General features: G+C 47.8%; 17 protein-coding genes. 5 read left to right on the forward strand and 12 right to left on the reverse strand.

All coding sequences use genetic code 11. The features are described 5' to 3' along the window. Positions 1-10: 10 nt before the first annotated feature. Positions 11-517, reverse strand: a complete 507-nt coding sequence (gene moaC, locus TCA2_RS13730; protein WP_047912170.1) for a cyclic pyranopterin monophosphate synthase MoaC — start codon at positions 515-517, stop codon at positions 11-13. Between the two features lie 20 nt (positions 518-537). After that, a complete protein-coding gene (locus TCA2_RS13735; protein ID WP_081872491.1) occupies positions 538-1,221 on the reverse strand; it encodes a 5-formyltetrahydrofolate cyclo-ligase in 684 nt (227 codons plus the stop codon). Positions 1,222-1,633: 412 nt separating this feature from the next. On the opposite strand from TCA2_RS13735, the gene abc-f reads away from it, so the two are divergent. Then, on the forward strand, positions 1,634-3,580 hold the full coding sequence (abc-f, locus tag TCA2_RS13740) for a ribosomal protection-like ABC-F family protein (protein WP_047912171.1): 1,947 nt from the start codon (positions 1,634-1,636) through the stop codon (positions 3,578-3,580). A 327-nt stretch (positions 3,581-3,907) separates the two neighbouring features. Here the strand turns inward: abc-f and TCA2_RS28030 are convergent, their stop codons facing one another. From TCA2_RS28030 to TCA2_RS26955, 8 genes are all read right to left on the reverse strand, one after another. Further along, positions 3,908-4,270, reverse strand: a complete 363-nt coding sequence (locus tag TCA2_RS28030; protein WP_052511994.1) for an Imm26 family immunity protein — start codon at positions 4,268-4,270, stop codon at positions 3,908-3,910. 127 nt (positions 4,271-4,397) lie between these two features. Then, positions 4,398-4,889, reverse strand: a complete 492-nt coding sequence (locus TCA2_RS13750; RefSeq protein ID WP_047912172.1) for a hypothetical protein — start codon at positions 4,887-4,889, stop codon at positions 4,398-4,400. A gap of 162 nt (positions 4,890-5,051) precedes the next feature. Continuing rightward, positions 5,052-6,098: a tRNA (adenosine(37)-N6)-threonylcarbamoyltransferase complex transferase subunit TsaD gene (gene tsaD / locus TCA2_RS13755; protein WP_047912173.1), complete on the reverse strand. Its 1,047-nt coding sequence runs from the start codon at positions 6,096-6,098 to the stop codon at positions 5,052-5,054. Beyond that, positions 6,095-6,616 carry a ribosomal protein S18-alanine N-acetyltransferase gene (gene rimI, locus TCA2_RS13760; protein ID WP_047912174.1) on the reverse strand — a complete coding sequence of 174 codons (522 nt, stop codon included), beginning with the start codon at positions 6,614-6,616 and terminating at the stop codon, positions 6,095-6,097. The genes tsaD and rimI overlap by 4 nt, the downstream gene beginning before the upstream one ends. A 20-nt stretch (positions 6,617-6,636) precedes the next feature. Continuing rightward, positions 6,637-7,458 carry a tRNA (adenosine(37)-N6)-threonylcarbamoyltransferase complex dimerization subunit type 1 TsaB gene (tsaB, locus tag TCA2_RS13765; protein ID WP_047912175.1) on the reverse strand — a complete coding sequence of 274 codons (822 nt, stop codon included), beginning with the start codon at positions 7,456-7,458 and terminating at the stop codon, positions 6,637-6,639. 2 nt (positions 7,459-7,460) lie between these two features. Beyond that, positions 7,461-7,943, reverse strand: coding sequence for a tRNA (adenosine(37)-N6)-threonylcarbamoyltransferase complex ATPase subunit type 1 TsaE (gene tsaE, locus TCA2_RS13770; protein WP_047912176.1), 483 nt, complete (start codon positions 7,941-7,943; stop codon positions 7,461-7,463). Positions 7,944-8,105: 162 nt separating this feature from the next. Then, positions 8,106-8,291, reverse strand: coding sequence for an H-type small acid-soluble spore protein (locus TCA2_RS13775; RefSeq protein WP_370510356.1), 186 nt, complete (start codon positions 8,289-8,291; stop codon positions 8,106-8,108). 1 nt (position 8,292) lies between these two features. After that, positions 8,293-8,616, reverse strand: coding sequence for a hypothetical protein (locus tag TCA2_RS26955; protein WP_152557745.1), 324 nt, complete (start codon positions 8,614-8,616; stop codon positions 8,293-8,295). A gap of 180 nt (positions 8,617-8,796) precedes the next feature. Between TCA2_RS26955 and TCA2_RS13785 the strand changes: the two genes are divergently transcribed. The 4 genes from TCA2_RS13785 (at position 8,797) to ligD (ending at position 12,779) form a co-directional block, all read left to right on the forward strand. Beyond that, positions 8,797-9,726 (forward strand): Ku protein, encoded by a 930-nt coding sequence (locus TCA2_RS13785; protein WP_047912177.1) that lies wholly within the window; start codon positions 8,797-8,799, stop codon positions 9,724-9,726. 304 nt (positions 9,727-10,030) lie between these two features. Then, entirely contained in the window at positions 10,031-10,894 is an 864-nt protein-coding gene (locus TCA2_RS13790; protein ID WP_047912178.1) for a VOC family protein, read from the forward strand. A gap of 31 nt (positions 10,895-10,925) precedes the next feature. Beyond that, positions 10,926-11,882, forward strand: a complete 957-nt coding sequence (locus TCA2_RS13795) for an RNA ligase family protein (RefSeq protein WP_047912179.1) — start codon at positions 10,926-10,928, stop codon at positions 11,880-11,882. A 3-nt stretch (positions 11,883-11,885) separates the two neighbouring features. Continuing rightward, complete coding sequence (ligD, locus tag TCA2_RS13800; RefSeq protein ID WP_047912180.1) at positions 11,886-12,779, forward strand: non-homologous end-joining DNA ligase; 894 nt, start codon at positions 11,886-11,888, stop codon at positions 12,777-12,779. Between the two features lie 146 nt (positions 12,780-12,925). Here the strand turns inward: ligD and TCA2_RS13805 are convergent, their stop codons facing one another. Both TCA2_RS13805 and cls read right to left on the reverse strand, forming a co-directional pair. After that, the gene (locus tag TCA2_RS13805; protein WP_238546401.1) at positions 12,926-13,813 is read right to left on the reverse strand and encodes a YitT family protein; all 888 of its coding nucleotides are present in this window, start codon (positions 13,811-13,813) and stop codon (positions 12,926-12,928) included. Between the two features lie 184 nt (positions 13,814-13,997). Further along, the gene (cls, locus tag TCA2_RS13810) at positions 13,998-15,437 is read right to left on the reverse strand and encodes a cardiolipin synthase (RefSeq protein WP_047912182.1); all 1,440 of its coding nucleotides are present in this window, start codon (positions 15,435-15,437) and stop codon (positions 13,998-14,000) included. Positions 15,438-15,649: the final 212 nt, after the last annotated feature.

Raw genomic sequence — 15,649 nt, forward strand, 5'->3', positions numbered from 1 at the left:
ACCCTTCCCCCTATTTGGAATAATAATCTCCGTTTTTACCGCCTGTTTTGGATACGAGCTGTGTAGGCCCGATCACCATATCTTTCTGTAATGCCTTACACATATCATATATGGTCAGTGCGGCAGCAGATGCTGCTGTTAAAGCTTCCATCTCCACACCGGTTTTTCCTTCTGTCTTCACCGTTACTTCAATATACAATTCATTCACACCATTATCGCTGAAGGAGATATTCACACCTGTGAGCGGAAGCGGATGACACATTGGAATCCAGTCCGAGGTTCTCTTCGCACCCTGAATCCCAGCCACCTGAGCTACGGCGAGCACATCGCCTTTACCGATTCGGCCTTCCTTGATCGCCTGCAGTGTGGTCTCTGCCATCGTGAGCCTGGATTCGGCAACGGCTGTCCTCGCGGTTACCGCCTTCCCGGATATATCCACCATACGTGCACGGCCCTGCTCATTAAAATGCGTAAATGAACTGTTCCCCGCCTGTCCTTCTCCTGAATTCATATTCATGACTCATCACTTTCCTTCGTTCATTGTATATGTAATACGCCGTGCTCCGTGAACAGCAGGTTCAATCTGAAGTCCTGCGGCTCCATGGGGATCTCTCCTGCCGGAAGCAGCTGTCCAGGCAGTACAAGCCCTGTATATACGGGCTCTGTCACCTGATTTGTCATCTGCTCCGGCACCTGCTTATCGGACAACTTGGACGCAAGAACTCTAGCACGAACCTCTCCAGCGAACCGATCGTAATAGCCACCACCGTATCCGATCCGGCCGCCTTGAAGATCATAAGCAAGTCCCGGCACAATAACGAGGTCAATGTCTGTCCATCGCTCCCGTTCCCATACCTCCGTGTGGACAGCAGGTTCTAGAATTCCCCATCTGCCATGCTGAACATCCTGCATTCCCTGAATTCGCCGAAGCTCCATTAGAGAGGAATCCTTGTTTACTCTTGGTACGAGCACGATATCCTGCTGCTCAAAACCATGCTTAAGGATCAAGGCAGTATCGGCTTCACTGCGGTATGCAATATAAGAGAAGATGACCAGTCTGTCCTTATTCGAAAGTACTCTCAGCTGCTCTATCTCATGAATCGCATGTTGGCAGAGCTGCTCAGAGATTTGGAGTCGTGCTTCAATGGATAGGGCATCTCGAATCCGATGCATCTTGGAGCGAAGCTGCTTCTTGGGGCCGAGCTGTGGGTCCATCTCCATTAATTACGCACCTTCCAGTCTATTCTTCGTTAAGTTGAATGAAAGAGTTTAAATCCGTTTCATAATCCCTGAGCAGGTCTGATCAAATGGATATATAGATTCAATCATTACAGCTCGTCTATATATAGTTTCAAATTCATCATTTCCGTGAGATATACAACAGATTCGGCTGAAGTTCATTTCAAGCCATATGAAATGGATTACATGCTTTCTTTTCATTTTTTAGTTTATCATCTATTCGAAGAAAAGACTATAAGCCTCAAGGAGAGAATCGACAGAAGAAAACGTGGTGTTTAAATGTTTTAACCTGTTCTATGCGATGCAAAGCTTCCCTTTTTCATGTACACTAGAAATAGTATGTTTACAGCCCTATTCACTACAGAACGAAGATTACATTAACGGAGGAACCATCATGCTTTTTCAGGCTAGTGGAATTATTAAAAGATACGGCATTGACAGTATTCTAGAAGGTGTCAGCCTACAAATATTAGAGCGTGAACGCATCGGACTTGTCGGTGTCAACGGCGCAGGCAAATCTACGCTGCTAAAGATTCTCGCAGGAGAAATGTCCTACGACGGCGGGCAGATCTTCAAAGCGAAGGAAACTACGCTCGGATATCTCGCTCAGAACAGCGGTCTTGAATCAGACGGGACGATCTGGGAGGAGATGCGCAAGGTATTTGCAGATCTCATTGAAGCAGAAGCCGAGCTTCGGCGCATGGAGCAGCAGATCTCAGATCCGAAATATATGGAAGACGAGAAGAAATATGCAGAATTACTGGAGCGATACGCCAGACGTTCCGATTGGTTCAAGGATCGGGGCGGTTACGAGATTGAGACGAAAATTCGCAGCGTGCTGCACGGGATGGGCTTCGGCGAATTTCCTGCGGACACGAAGATATCTACACTTAGCGGCGGTCAGAAGACAAGATTGGCACTTGCCCGAATATTGCTGCTGGCTCCGGATCTGCTCATGCTGGATGAGCCGACGAACCATCTGGATATCGAAACACTGACCTGGCTCGAAGACTATCTTCGCAGTTACTCCGGCGCACTGCTTGTCGTATCCCATGACCGGTATTTTCTCGATCGGCTGGTGACGAGCATCGTCGAAATCGAGCGTCATCGCTCCAAAAAATATACAGGCAATTACAGCCGCTATATGGAGATCAAAGCCGCAGAGTACGAGTCTCAGCTGAGGCAATATGAGAAGCAGCAGGATGAAATCGCGAAGATGGAAGCTTTTGTACAGCGAAATATCGTCCGTGCATCCACGACCAAGAGAGCGCAGAGCCGGCGCAAGGCACTGGAGAAAATGGACCGTCTGGATCGTCCGCAGGGCGAGCTGAAGAAAGCCCACTTCTCATTTGATATCGCTTATATGTCCGGCAAAGAGGTACTGCAGGTTCGCGACCTCTCCGTAAGCTTCGAGGATCCGAGCAAGCCGCTGTTCGAGCATGCCGCATTTGATCTGCGCCGCGGCGAGACGGTCGCCCTCATCGGGCCGAACGGAATTGGCAAATCTACATTACTGAAATGTCTCACCGGACAGAGGAATCCACGAACCGGGACCATTAACTGGGGTACCAAGATTAAGGTAGGCTATTATGATCAGGAGCAGACCGGACTCAATCCGCAAAACACCGTGCTTGAAGAGCTGTGGAGCGAGTATCCTCACATGGAGGAAGCCCGAATTCGGACCGTGCTTGGTAATTTCCTGTTCAGTGGAGATGATGTGACCAAGAAGATCAGTTCCTTGAGCGGCGGGGAAAAAGCACGTGTCTCGCTTGCCAAGCTGATGCTGCAGGAATCCAACGTCCTCATTCTGGACGAGCCGACGAACCATCTGGATCTGTTCAGCAAGGAAGTGCTCGAGTCTGCACTGATCGACTATGAAGGCACCCTGCTGTTCATCTCACATGACCGCTACTTCCTGAACAAGATGGCAGAGCAGATTATTGAATTGAATCCGGACGGCACACAACATTTCCTAGGAAATTATGATGACTATGTTCAGAAGAAACAGGATCTTGAGGAGATTGCCCAGGAACGTCTTGAACAGCAGGCGGCTGCCAATAAGACCGTTGTGGTAGAGACAACCCCGGAGAAATCCGGAGCTGCCACCTTCCAGGCGGAGAAGCAGGCGAAGCGTGAGGAAAGAAACCGGCAGCGGAAGCTGGACAGCCTGGAGGTACAGATTGCAACCCTTGAGGAGCAGATTGATGAGCAGCAGGCCGAAATGGCCAAGCCTGAAGTGTATCAGGATTACATGAAGCTGCAGGAGATTCAGCAGCATATTGAGACATTAAAGTCGAATCTCAGCACTGCTTATGAAGAGTGGGAAGCTTTAGCCGAATAAAAAAAGGTTTCAAATTATGATCACAATTTGCAGCATTCCAATAATTAACAACATTATCCACAACAAAAGTGGATAATATATCCATTAAAACAGCCGATGAGGCTGTTTTTTTGGCGTTATGGTAGGTGTTTCATAGAAAAAACCAATATTATCCACTAAATTGTCCACATTATCCACAATTTTATGGTTGCTGGATGAGTTTATTTTCATTCATTTTCGAAAACACGTCCAAATTCGACTTTTGCTATTTATCCCCAAAATCTTCCGGATATGTGGATAATTTTGTGCACATATTGACATTTTACGACTTTTGAGTAATTGCTGTGTTTAATTTCGACATAAGAAAAAACCACATGGCGTGATTACACACGCAAGTGGCTTCGCTTTGTTTATAGGCGGTATTATATCCCAAAATCCATAATCAATTGATAAATCTGTATTAGTAACAGGTATGTTATCAACTGTTAAGAAGTATCCATCGATCCAACCTTTGTTATTTGTTACGATCGGCGGAATGATCAATGATTGATTAATTGAACCCCTCTCAGATGGATCAATACGTGTTTTCGTAGGATGATCGTATATGTGTATTAGATACCATCCCCGAAGAAATACGTTAGTACTCTCTAGTTCTACTTTAATTACTTTTCCATAATAGAACAGATTCTCTTCCAACTTTAAAGAAAACACATCTCCTGCCCGTGGTTTTTTTCTGCTTTCTGTTGCACTAATAGTTCAGTAAAATCCTCCATGCTACTCCCCGCCCTTCAACAACAAAAAAATCGTAGTCACATACATTGGTTGTATCACTCATCTTCTAGCGGCTATGAATCTCAAAACAAAAATAACCGAAACCAATATCCTCGTTATCAATTAATTTCAAAATCTTGTCGCTCATCATTTTGGGAATGACTTCAAATAAGAAATACAAATAGTTCTGTACCGCATTATGAAATGCATTTATGTCACTAGTATTACACAAAGGAAACAAGATGTGACCTAATCTCTGTTCATCTTCACTAAGTAATTCATAGTTTTTACCAACACATTCACCTATATGTTTTTCTAACTTATCATTATCAAAATATTCATTAAACTCAACATAAAACATAATATCCTCAAATTCTATCTGTCGGTCAATCTTTTGATTAATATAGAAAGGAGTAATTCTAAGATAATTAGGTGTATCACATACTTCCTTTATGTGATCAGTAAACAACCGAAGTTCTGATATCGACAAGTAATGATGATACTGTCCGTTGCCAATATAATATTCTATCATTGATTTAATATTTAATTTGCGCTCCATATAAATTCACGCCCTATTTTTAGTTAAATCCATTATATACAAAATGCCTTTCTTAAGGTGAAAATAGTTGTTAAGAAATATGATTTCCTCGACAAATACAAAGAAGCTCGTCCAAATTGATGGATGAGCTTCTATATATCTTCTATATAAACTTTACCACACTTAAGACTTAACGGACCACGCTTCGAGTGACAATCCAGGCTGAGCCTGCAGATCAAGACCGGCCAGCTCGCCTCGCTGCCATTTCAGATGTGCTGCCGCCCCAATCATGGCTGCATTATCTGTACAATATTCCATTGGTGGAATCAGCAGATGAATCCCTTCCTTGGCGCAGCGCTCTTCCAGCGCCTTACGAAGACCACGGTTTGCAGCGACACCTCCGCTTAACAGAAGCTGCTTCGAACTGTAGGCACGCACGGCTCGAATGGCTTTTTCGACCAGCACCTCAACAACGGATTCCTGGAACCCCCGGGCAACCGCCGCCGGGTCAAGTGTCTCCTTCTTCATGGAGGCCTGGTTCACCACATTAAGCACGGCGGATTTGAGTCCGCTGAAGCTAAAATCATAGGAATCAGCCTCGAGCCAGACTCTAGGCAGGGTCACAGCGTGATCTGCCTCATGCGCCATACGATCCACATGGGGACCTCCCGGATACGGGCACCCCAGTGCTCGCGCCACCTTATCATAGGCTTCGCCTACCGCATCGTCACGAGTCCGGCCAATCACTTCAAATTTCCCTTCGGCTTCCATATGAACCAGCTCCGTATGTCCTCCGGACACCACCAATGACATAGCTGGATACTGCAGCTCCTCTATCAAACGATTTGCATAGATATGCCCCGCAATATGATGGGTTGCAATGAGCGGCTTGCCGAGTGCCATCGCCAGTGTCTTCGCTGCAACAATACCAACGAGCAGTGCCCCGACAAGACCTGGTCCCTGGGTGACTGCAATGGCTGATAGATCCTGCGGCTTCACTCCCGAAGCGGCAATCGCCTCTTCGATCATTAGTGTGATGACCTCAACATGCTTGCGGGATGCCACCTCCGGAACGACACCGCCAAACGCCTTGTGCGTCTCCACCTGGCTGGAGATGAGATTTGCTAATACCTCGCGGCCGTCCTTGACGACAGATACCGAGGTCTCATCACAACTGGTTTCAACTGCAAGTATATAACTGGATTGTAATGTATCGGATGAATGTGTCATGAATCCTTTAAACTTCCTTCCTCTTTACCATCAGAACCATGATCGATGCTGGCAGGCAAGTCCGCCCACATGATCAGCGCATCTTCATTATTATCGGAATAATACCCCTTACGAAGTCCTGATGGCTTGAATCCTTTTTTCTTATATAGGTTCTGGGCTACGGTATTAGATATCCGAACTTCAAGTGTCATTCTCGTCATGCCGAGGTAAGCTGCCGTCTTCATCATCTCATGGAGCAGCTTCTCGCCCAGCCGGCGTCCACGATAGGCTTCTCTCACCGCAATATTCGTAATATGGGCCTCATCCACGATGGTCCACATTCCGCAATAGCCGATAGCCTGACCGTCCAGTTCCATGATCATATATTTTGCAAAGTGATTCTGTGTCAGCTCATTCACGAACGCCGTTTCCGTCCACGGCAGGGTAAAACACTCTTTCTCTATGACGAGTACATCTGGAATGTCCTCCAGCTTCATGAATCTAAATTCTAACCGCCCGGTCTGCTCCTTGCTCTCCATGCCTCAACGTACGACTCCCTTCATCCCTTGCGTAGAAGATTCGCTTCTGCTTCCGCAAGCTGTGTGTAATTCGGTATGAGCGTATGCACATCATCGTGTTGACCTGCCTTAAGCTTCAGCGAACCCAGCTTGCCCACATATCTTCCTTCCATGTCATACGGCATCAACACAAGCTCGCAAGACAAACGTTCTCTCAGCTTCTCGATCGTCTCTTCGTGCTGCGACACGTCCCCTGCAAAAATAATGCCAGCAGGCCGGTCTGAAGCATCGGTCTGCTCATACTGCGCAGCAAGCTTCTGTGTCCATGGCTCGACCAGCCGAATGCCATCCTCTTCAAACCGGTGCACCGGTTTATCACCATCGTACCCTTCAAACAATGCAGTGTAGGCCTGTCCTCTTCTTGCATCCATCAGGGGAACGACCCAGTATTTGGACTGCTCTGACTTAGCCGGATTTCCGGAATCTGTTGCAGCTGCTTCGATGCCCTTGTTGCCCTTGAAGGAACCGAGCCCTCCCCAAGCAAGTGCCTCCAGACTGGACACAGCTGCAACAGGCACATCCCATGCCCAAGCCAGCGTCTTCGCCGCTGTAACAGCGATGCGAATACCGGTGTAGGAACCAGGTCCGATTCCAACGGCAATGCCGCCGATTTCAGATCGCTCTATATGTTGTTCTTTCATTAAATCCTCCAGTGCCTGAACCACATGGACGGCATGATTACGCTCCGCACGTGAATTCGACTCAGAGAGCACCGTCTCGTTCTCCATTAATGCCGCAGCGAGTACCGCTGTTGACGTATCCAACGCCAAAAACCGCTCACGCGGCTTCCGTTCTTCCTTCATCCTCAATCGACTCCACTTCTCTTCAAATCTTCGCACCAATCCGTGTACGGCGAGCCATAACCATTCAGGCGAATGATACGATCTCCCGTCTCTGTTACCGTCATCTGGATATGCAGATGTTCCTCCGGCAGCAGCTCCGAGATAATGCTGGACCATTCAATCAAGCTTACTCCACTGCCATAGAAATATTCATCCAGCCCAAGTCCCTCGGCTTCGTCAAGCGTTATCCGGTAGACATCCATATGGTATAACGCAAGTCTGCCTTCATATTCCTTAATCAATGTAAAGGTCGGACTATTCACAACGCCCTCTACACCTAAATACTGTGCAAAATATTTGGAAAATGCCGTCTTCCCTGCACCCAGATCACCATCAAGGGCGATAACCGAGCCAGGCACAGCGAGCTTGGCTAGACGGGCAGCGAGCAGCTCCGTATCCTGTACACTAATGGAGTGGTACACCCACTCCTGATGCTCGTATTTCAATATGCTAACCTTCTTTCGATCTATCGTAAGCAAACCATTCGCTAGTTATCAGGGCAAATCCTTCACCTCATTATATAGTTCCCCATCTGTCCAAGCAAGGTAAGGAAGACACACAAAACCCGGGGTACCATAGACCCCGGGTGCATATTCACTATCGTATGATTAGCTCTCGACCAAACGATCCACTCGCACCGTATGCGTCTCCAGCGGGTTGTTGCCGATCTGCACGGTTGCCATTTGGTTTTCTACATCCACATGCTCAATCCATATAGGCTGTTCACCATCCAGCTTGACCGAGATATTTTCCTTCGCTTCATAAATCGCTTTTGCACGGTTTGCATCCATCATGTTATAGGTCTCCTTCTTCCTCATTAATCTCCAGCTCATGCTCATCAAATAATGCATCTGAAGTGCTGTCTCCGATATAACCATTGTCGTCAGTGACCTGTCCACCGCCCAGGCCTTCGTTCACCATACGATCCACGTCAAATGCCGTCTCTTCTACACTCTCTTCATCTCTTGCTTCCGGCGTGGTGACCTCTTCCCAGTCCACCATATCGGCTGCGAGCATATCCGTGCCGCTGAGTGCATCCCAGAATCGATCTGATCCAGCTGCATCTCCATTCACCCTGTCTCTTCTGTCCGGCTCGTACATATCACTTGTTCTGGACATGTCTTCTCTCCTTCGCCCTTTTTAATCCGTAATATGTCCGGATGGAGCAACAATCATGCATCATTTCTCTGACTCTGACTAAGCAACTCTTCACGTTCCATGAATAAGATTACAAACGTCTTTTTTTGCCCATAATATGAAGAAAGATCATACTACAGATTATTTGAAGGAGGGATCGTCATGCATACCGTTTGGAAAGGAGCCATCAGCTTCGGACTGGTTCACGTCCCTGTCAAAATGTTCTCTGCTACGGAGGACAAGGATATTTCGATGCGATACATTCATACCGAATGCGGCAGTCCGCTCAGCTATATTCGTAAATGTCCATCCTGTGAGGTTGAAGTCAAATGGGAGGAGATTACGAAGGGATACGAATATGAGAAGGGAAAATTCGTGCTGTTCGAGAAGGATGAGCTCGATCAGCTGTCTGAGCAGGCCAATAAGAACATTTCGATACTGGATTTTGTGAATTTAACGGATATTGATCCGATTTATTTTCAGAAGACCTACTATTTATCTCCTGATCAGTCCGGAGGTAATGCGTACCAGCTGCTGATGACGGCTATGCGTGAAACTGGCAAGATCGGAATTGCCAAGATCTCCATCCGTTCAAAGAGCAGCCTTGCGGCCATTCGGGTGCTTGAGGATTGCCTTGCCATTGAAACGATCTTCTACCCTGATGAGATCCGTCCTGTATCCCAGGTGCCTAATCTGCCCGAGAATATTGCCGTGAACGACAAGGAGCTGACCATGGCCAAGCTGCTGATCGATCAGCTTAGTACGCCATTCGACCCGGAGAAATATACTGACGATTATCGTGAAAGACTGCTTGAACTCATTAATCATAAAGTCGCAGGCGAAGAGTACAAGATTGCTCCAGCCAAGCCGGAAGCGAATGTCGTCGATCTTATGGCTGCGCTTCAAGCTAGTATTGAGGCCACGCAGCAGCAGCCGCCGATTGTTACCGATCCAGGACCGGCCAAGCCTGCCAAGAAACGGACGACTCGTAAAAAGGCCGCCTCCGCAGAAGACAACAATCGCGATGAACCCGTTGTCAAGCCAAAGACAACAAAGCGAAAAACCGCCAAAAAGAAAGAGACCGGAGCTTAAAGCAGTTTCCAGTTCCACAGGCAGATTACTCGGGTCCTGGGATATTCAGCACAGCTGCTGGATACGGAAATGCTGCATCTGATACTTTCAAATTGTAGGATGCTAACATCCTGCATGGTTATGTAGAGAGGTTAACCAGTATGGTGGGAGTCGCAATTAGAAAGGCTTGAACGATCTCGCTTACCATTGACGCGTCCAAGGGTACACTATATACTAACTTACATAAAGTAACTTAGTGTAGGTTAGTAATTTTAGTTTTTTAACCACTCCATCTATGGACATGATCAAGGAGGCAATTACAAATATGACATACTCTATTCATCCCGCAACGACACTCGGTGAAGTGAAGCTTCGCGTCAGCGAGCTTACACGCTCTATTGATTTTTATGAACGGGTCGTAGGACTCAAGGTGCTGTCTCAACAAGGGAATCAGGCTGTACTGACCAGTGACGGCGTGCGCTCACTTGTCATACTGGAAGAGCTTGCGGATGCCAAGCCGATCCGCCCAAGAAGCCACGCTGGACTGTACCACTATGCAATTCTTCTGCCGGACCGTGAGTCTCTGGGCCTTGCGCTTCGCCACCTGATCGACAGCGGAATTGAAATTGGGCAAGGCGATCACAGTGTTAGTGAAGCACTCTATATTAATGACCCGGACGGGCACGGCATTGAGATTTATGCTGACCGGCCACGAAGTGTATGGCGCCGCGATGCGAACAATCATTATATTATGGGAACCGATCCTGTCGATGTTCACGGACTGCTCGCGCTGGCGGGCGACAAACCGTTTATAGGACTGCCTGCAGACACCGTTATCGGTCATGTGCATTTTCATATATCCAGCCTCCCGGCAGCCCGCGAATTCTACAACAAGCTGCTCGGGTTTGATATCGTGCTGGATGATCCGCGCTTTCAGGCCGTATTCGTGTCGGCCGGCGGGTATCACCATCATATCGGACTTAATATTTGGGCGGGACAGAATGCTCCGGCTACCCCTCACGATGCGGTAGGAATCGATTATTTCACCATCTTATTTGAGGATAAAGAAGCGTTCGACGATACGCTGCTGCGTCTTCAGTCCGGCGGATATAACGTAACTACTCAGGATTCAGAAGGCTATGTTACCGATCCATTTGGTATTGGCATTCGTTTGACCTATCAATCATAAATAATTTCAGTATTAAAGGAGAAGCAGGTGCATGGAACTTAAGCCGGTCATTCCTTTCGAACCGATCCGAACGAATCTTTTTCCTGTCGGCCCTCCCTGGATTGCCCAGGTGAAATGGGACGGTGTCCGCATGCTAACGTATTATGACGGGCATGAAGTGAAGCTCATTAATCGCAAACGGAATGACCGAACCCTGCAGTATCCCGAATTCACACTAGCGGATGTCTATTCATCCGCTTCTTCTTTTATCCTCGATGGAGAGCTGATTGCATTCAGAGAGGGCAAGCCGTCTTTTCATGAGATCATGAGACGAGACAGTCTTCGAAGCGAGCGCAGTATCCGGCAAGGCCTGAAGAGCGTTCCGGTTACCTACATGGTCTTCGATATCCTGTACCTGAATGGAGTATGGGTAATGGATAGGCCCCTGTCGGTGCGGCAGCAGCTGCTCGCTGAGATGATCAAGCCTCATCCGCAGGTTCAGCTGGTACAGAATTTTCCGGATGGCAATGCCTTGTTTGAAGCAGCCAAAGCACAGCAGCTCGAAGGTGTCGTCGTCAAGGATCTGAACAGTACCTACGCTCTAGACGGCAAAGATAATCGGTGGCAGAAACGCAAGAAGAACGGAGATTTGTATGCCGTTATTGGCGGCGTTACATTCAGAGACAAGGTCGTTAATTCTCTTCTGCTTGGTCTGTATAACCAACAGGGAGAGCTGGAGTATATCGGACATGCCGGAACCGGCAGATTTACAGTGCAGGACTGGCGGACCCTTACCGAACAAGTGCTGAGCATGGGTGTACAGCGTATGCCTTTTGTCAATGTACCGGGTAGAAATCAAGGGGCACTGTGGATACAGCCCAAGCTGGTCGTACGTGTTACCTTTCTCGAATGGACACCCGGCGGAACGATGCGCCACCCTACAATAGAGAGCCTCGCCCCTCACGTCCCTGCAGCAGAATGCCAAGTATCACAGAAGGAGGAGAGCTGACCTATGCCGCGTTCGATCAAGGGCACGATTCAAATTGAAGGACAGGATATTACGATTACGAATCCAGACAAGCCGCTCTGGCCTGAAGCCGGCGTTACCAAAGCCATGTATTTGCAGAAGCTGGCAGAGCTCTCCCCCTATCTGCTGAAATACTGCAGGAACCGCCTGCTCACGACGATCCGGTATCCGCATGGGATTCATGGAGAATTTTTTTATCAAAAAAATGCGCCTGAGCCCCTCCCTCCCTATGTCAAGACAGCCGTTCACGAAGGGATCAATTATATTGTGATGGAGGACCTTCCAGTCCTTCTATGGCTTGGCAACCTTGCCGCGCTTGAGTTTCATCCTTCGCTTCATTATGCAGGCAGTAAGCTGCCCTGCGAATGGATGATTGATCTCGACCCCAGCCTGCCCGAAGAACCCCGAATAATGGAAGCCGCGCACATCGTCGGGCAGACCCTAAGTTCACTTGGCATTCAATCCGTACCCAAGACGTCGGGCGCTACAGGTGTGCAGATTATTGTGCCCATCCAGAGCGGGATTACGTTCGAGGAGCTTCGGACGCTTGGTCATTTTGTCGGCATGTACGTGTGCCAGAAGCATCCAGACTTATTCACATTGGAACGGCTAAAGAAGGATCGGGGCAACAAGATATATTTTGATTATCTCCAGCATTATGGTGGTAAAACCTTGGCCGCCCCCTACACTCCACGCGCCAGGGAACACGCCTCCGTTTCAACGCCTCTCTTATGGGATGAGGTAGCAGCAGACGTACGTCCGAAGGACTTCCATTTGCTCAATATTGGCGCCCGCTTGGCCGAAAAAGGCGATCTCCTCTCCGCTCTGCCGCCGCAGCCACTGGAGAATGTATTGAAGCACCTGAAGAATAAGAAGTAGATAACAACAGCACAAAAAGTGTGTATATCACGTATCCCGTACACCGGATAGCTTCCTTCCGCGCATAATAAAATACCCGGTACTCCTAAACATCTTAGGAATACCGGGTTCTTTATACAAATACCCATAGTCGAACGAATCGCTCGCTAATGAATGCCTTTTTTCTTGAAACGTCCGCCTTTTACATCATGAATATTACCAATCGCTACAAAGGCCTGTGGATCCCAGTCCTCTACGATGCTCTTCAGCTTGGCTTCCTCCAGACGCGTAATGACGACGAAGATCACCTTCTTCTCATCCCCGCTGAATCCGCCTTCTCCATCCAGGTATGTAACCCCGCGGCCAAGACGATCTGTAAGAGCTTCTCCGATATCCCGGTACTTCTCACTAATGATCCATACCGACTTGGATTGATCCAAACCTTCAATCGTGACGTCAATCATCTTCATCGCAATATAATATGCAATCATGGAATACATCGCGTTTGGCCATCCAAACACGAAGCCTGCCATAACGAAGATGAACACATTAATGACCAGTACGACCTGTCCGACCGAAAATGGAGATCTTCCACTTACCAGAATTGCAACAATCTCCGTCCCATCCAGAGAACCTCCTGAACGGATGACGAGTCCTACCCCCACGCCGAGGATAACACCGCCAAATACAGCACCCAGAAGCGGCTCATTCGGCGTTAACGCCTGAACGTGATGCAATAGATGTGTTCCGATCGACATGATAACAATGCCGAACAGTGTAGATACCGCAAAGGTCTTGCCAATCTGCTTATACCCAATTAGAAGAAACGGCAGGTTGAACAAGGTCAGCAATACACCAAGCGGCAGGCCGGAGAGCTGTGACACCATGATGGATATCCCTGTGATACCACCATCAATTACGCCATTGGGAATTAGAAAAATCTCAAGAGCTATAGCCATAAGCGATGCGCCGACCACAATCATGATGGCACGCTGCAGCAGCTTCAAGCTAATTGGAGAACTGTTTGCCTTCGTCTGTTTGCCCGGACTCGGCATCATTTCCTTCGTTGTCATATTTGACATAGAATCCCCCCTATTCTTTTAAGCTTTCTATGTCCGCAAGACATGACCTGAGACTTTATTATACCATACTCCGAATCCATAAAACACTAAAAGAGTCAGCAAAGACGAGATAATGGAATAGAAAGCAGGTTTTTATGACAGAAATCATCCCAAATCCTTAGAGTAGAGGAGATAATAACCTACATAGGATTTCGGTGGATTTGCCTAATTTTGAACGCTGACTAAACGTGCTTAATTCCACCTTCATGCTATGCGTAAGATCGCCTGCAAAATCCTGCACCAGCCTATCGATCGCACTCTTTGAATACATGACCGACGTCAGCTCAAAATTGCTGTAGAAGCTGCGCATATCCAGGTTGGCCGAGCCCACCGTAGCGAGCAAATCATCGACGACGATGACCTTCGAGTGAATGAAGCCTTTCTTATAACGATAGAACTGAACTCCCGCCGTCAGCAGCTCTTCTACATAAGACAGCGTTGCCTGCAGCACAATCGCGTAGTCCGCCTCATACGGAATTAGAATGCGTACATCCACACCCGCATAAGCAGCTGTCTTCAGTGCAGTCATGAGCGCATCGTCCGGTATGAAGTACGGCGTTGTAATATAGATCCGCTTGTTCGCTTGTGTAATGGCACTGAAGCAGACCTCCTGAATCAGATGACGCGTCTCATCCGGCCCGCTCTCCACAATCTGAACCTGCTCATTGACCTGGCAGTCATGCGGAGGGAATAGGGAAGGAATGAGCTCCTCATCTACGGTCTGCCCCGATACCATCTCCCAATCCTTGAGAAAGGTTGTCTGCAGGAAGTACACGGCATCTCCGCTGATCCGCATGTGCGTATCCCGCCAGAACCCCATTTTCTGCGATTGGCCCCGGTATTCATCTCCGATATTCATTCCTCCGGTATATCCGATCGTACCGTCGACGACAACAATCTTGCGATGGTTGCGGTAGTTCAGCTTACGAAGCTTCATCGCAAGGCCGGGCGGCAGGAAGAAATGAATCTCGATTCCCGCATTCTTCATTCTTTGAATGAAGGGCTTAGGCAGGGTTTTGCTGCCGAATCCATCACAGATGATGCTGACTTTCACGCCCAGCTTGGCTTTTTCAATGAGGAGATCCTGAAACATGGTGCCGATAATGTCATCACGAAAAATATAAAACTGGATGTGAATATGATGCTGCGCCTTCTCTATATCATGCAGCAGGGACGCAAACAGCGGTTCACCCTCTGTAAAATACTTCGTTTGGTTGCAGCCCGTAATCGCACTGTTCGGAATAGGGGACAACAAGTTGAACAGCCGGGTATGTGATGTAAAGACCTCACTCTGCATGTCTTCTGCCTTCGTTATGACGGTGGTCTGTGAAGCAAGATGCTGATGAATGTGTTCCCACACCTCCGTCTTCACATGCTTCCTCATTCGCTTGTAGGGACGGCCGGCCAGGAAATAGAGCGCTATTCCAATAACAGGCAGGCAGATGGAGATTAGAATCCATACTCCCGCCTTGGCCGGTCTCTCATACTCCAGTACAAACAAGAGGACGGTTTGCAGGAAATAAAATAAGATCAGTATCACGATGACCAGCCAAATCATATGCCAGCCCCCTTCTTATGTAAGGATTCGGAGTCATCTATACAGTGTGACAAATTTTTGCAAGAAACATGCATGTCAGAACCAAAAAATATAGAATTTTCGCTCAAAAATAGCTTTGTAATTAAAGTACTTGACATTCACTGTACTTTAGGGCGTATTTTCAGGCGCTCTGAATTGAGCTATAATATTCGATAAACTGAATCAAGTTCATA

It is taken from the genome of Paenibacillus sp. TCA20 (assembly GCF_000732325.1).
GTDB lineage: Bacteria > Bacillota > Bacilli > Paenibacillales > Paenibacillaceae > Paenibacillus > Paenibacillus urinalis.

Excerpts from the sequence above, each read along its gene's own strand:
- moaC (WP_047912170.1), bottom strand. The coding sequence starts at position 517 with ATGAATATGAATTCAGGAGAAGGACAGGCGGGGAACAGTTCATTTACG.
- TCA2_RS13735 (WP_081872491.1), bottom strand. The coding sequence starts at position 1,221 with ATGGAGATGGACCCACAGCTCGGCCCCAAGAAGCAGCTTCGCTCCAAG.
- abc-f (WP_047912171.1), top strand. The coding sequence starts at position 1,634 with ATGCTTTTTCAGGCTAGTGGAATTATTAAAAGATACGGCATTGACAGT.
- TCA2_RS13750 (WP_047912172.1), bottom strand. The coding sequence starts at position 4,889 with ATGGAGCGCAAATTAAATATTAAATCAATGATAGAATATTATATTGGC.
- tsaD (WP_047912173.1), bottom strand. The coding sequence starts at position 6,098 with ATGACACATTCATCCGATACATTACAATCCAGTTATATACTTGCAGTT.
- rimI (WP_047912174.1), bottom strand. The coding sequence starts at position 6,616 with ATGGAGAGCAAGGAGCAGACCGGGCGGTTAGAATTTAGATTCATGAAG.
- tsaB (WP_047912175.1), bottom strand. The coding sequence starts at position 7,458 with ATGAAGGAAGAACGGAAGCCGCGTGAGCGGTTTTTGGCGTTGGATACG.
- TCA2_RS13775 (WP_370510356.1), bottom strand. The coding sequence starts at position 8,291 with ATGATGGATGCAAACCGTGCAAAAGCGATTTATGAAGCGAAGGAAAAT.
- TCA2_RS26955 (WP_152557745.1), bottom strand. The coding sequence starts at position 8,616 with ATGTCCAGAACAAGTGATATGTACGAGCCGGACAGAAGAGACAGGGTG.
- TCA2_RS13785 (WP_047912177.1), top strand. The coding sequence starts at position 8,797 with ATGCATACCGTTTGGAAAGGAGCCATCAGCTTCGGACTGGTTCACGTC.
- TCA2_RS13790 (WP_047912178.1), top strand. The coding sequence starts at position 10,031 with ATGACATACTCTATTCATCCCGCAACGACACTCGGTGAAGTGAAGCTT.
- TCA2_RS13795 (WP_047912179.1), top strand. The coding sequence starts at position 10,926 with ATGGAACTTAAGCCGGTCATTCCTTTCGAACCGATCCGAACGAATCTT.
- ligD (WP_047912180.1), top strand. The coding sequence starts at position 11,886 with ATGCCGCGTTCGATCAAGGGCACGATTCAAATTGAAGGACAGGATATT.
- TCA2_RS13805 (WP_238546401.1), bottom strand. The coding sequence starts at position 13,813 with ATGCCGAGTCCGGGCAAACAGACGAAGGCAAACAGTTCTCCAATTAGC.
- cls (WP_047912182.1), bottom strand. The coding sequence starts at position 15,437 with ATGATTTGGCTGGTCATCGTGATACTGATCTTATTTTATTTCCTGCAA.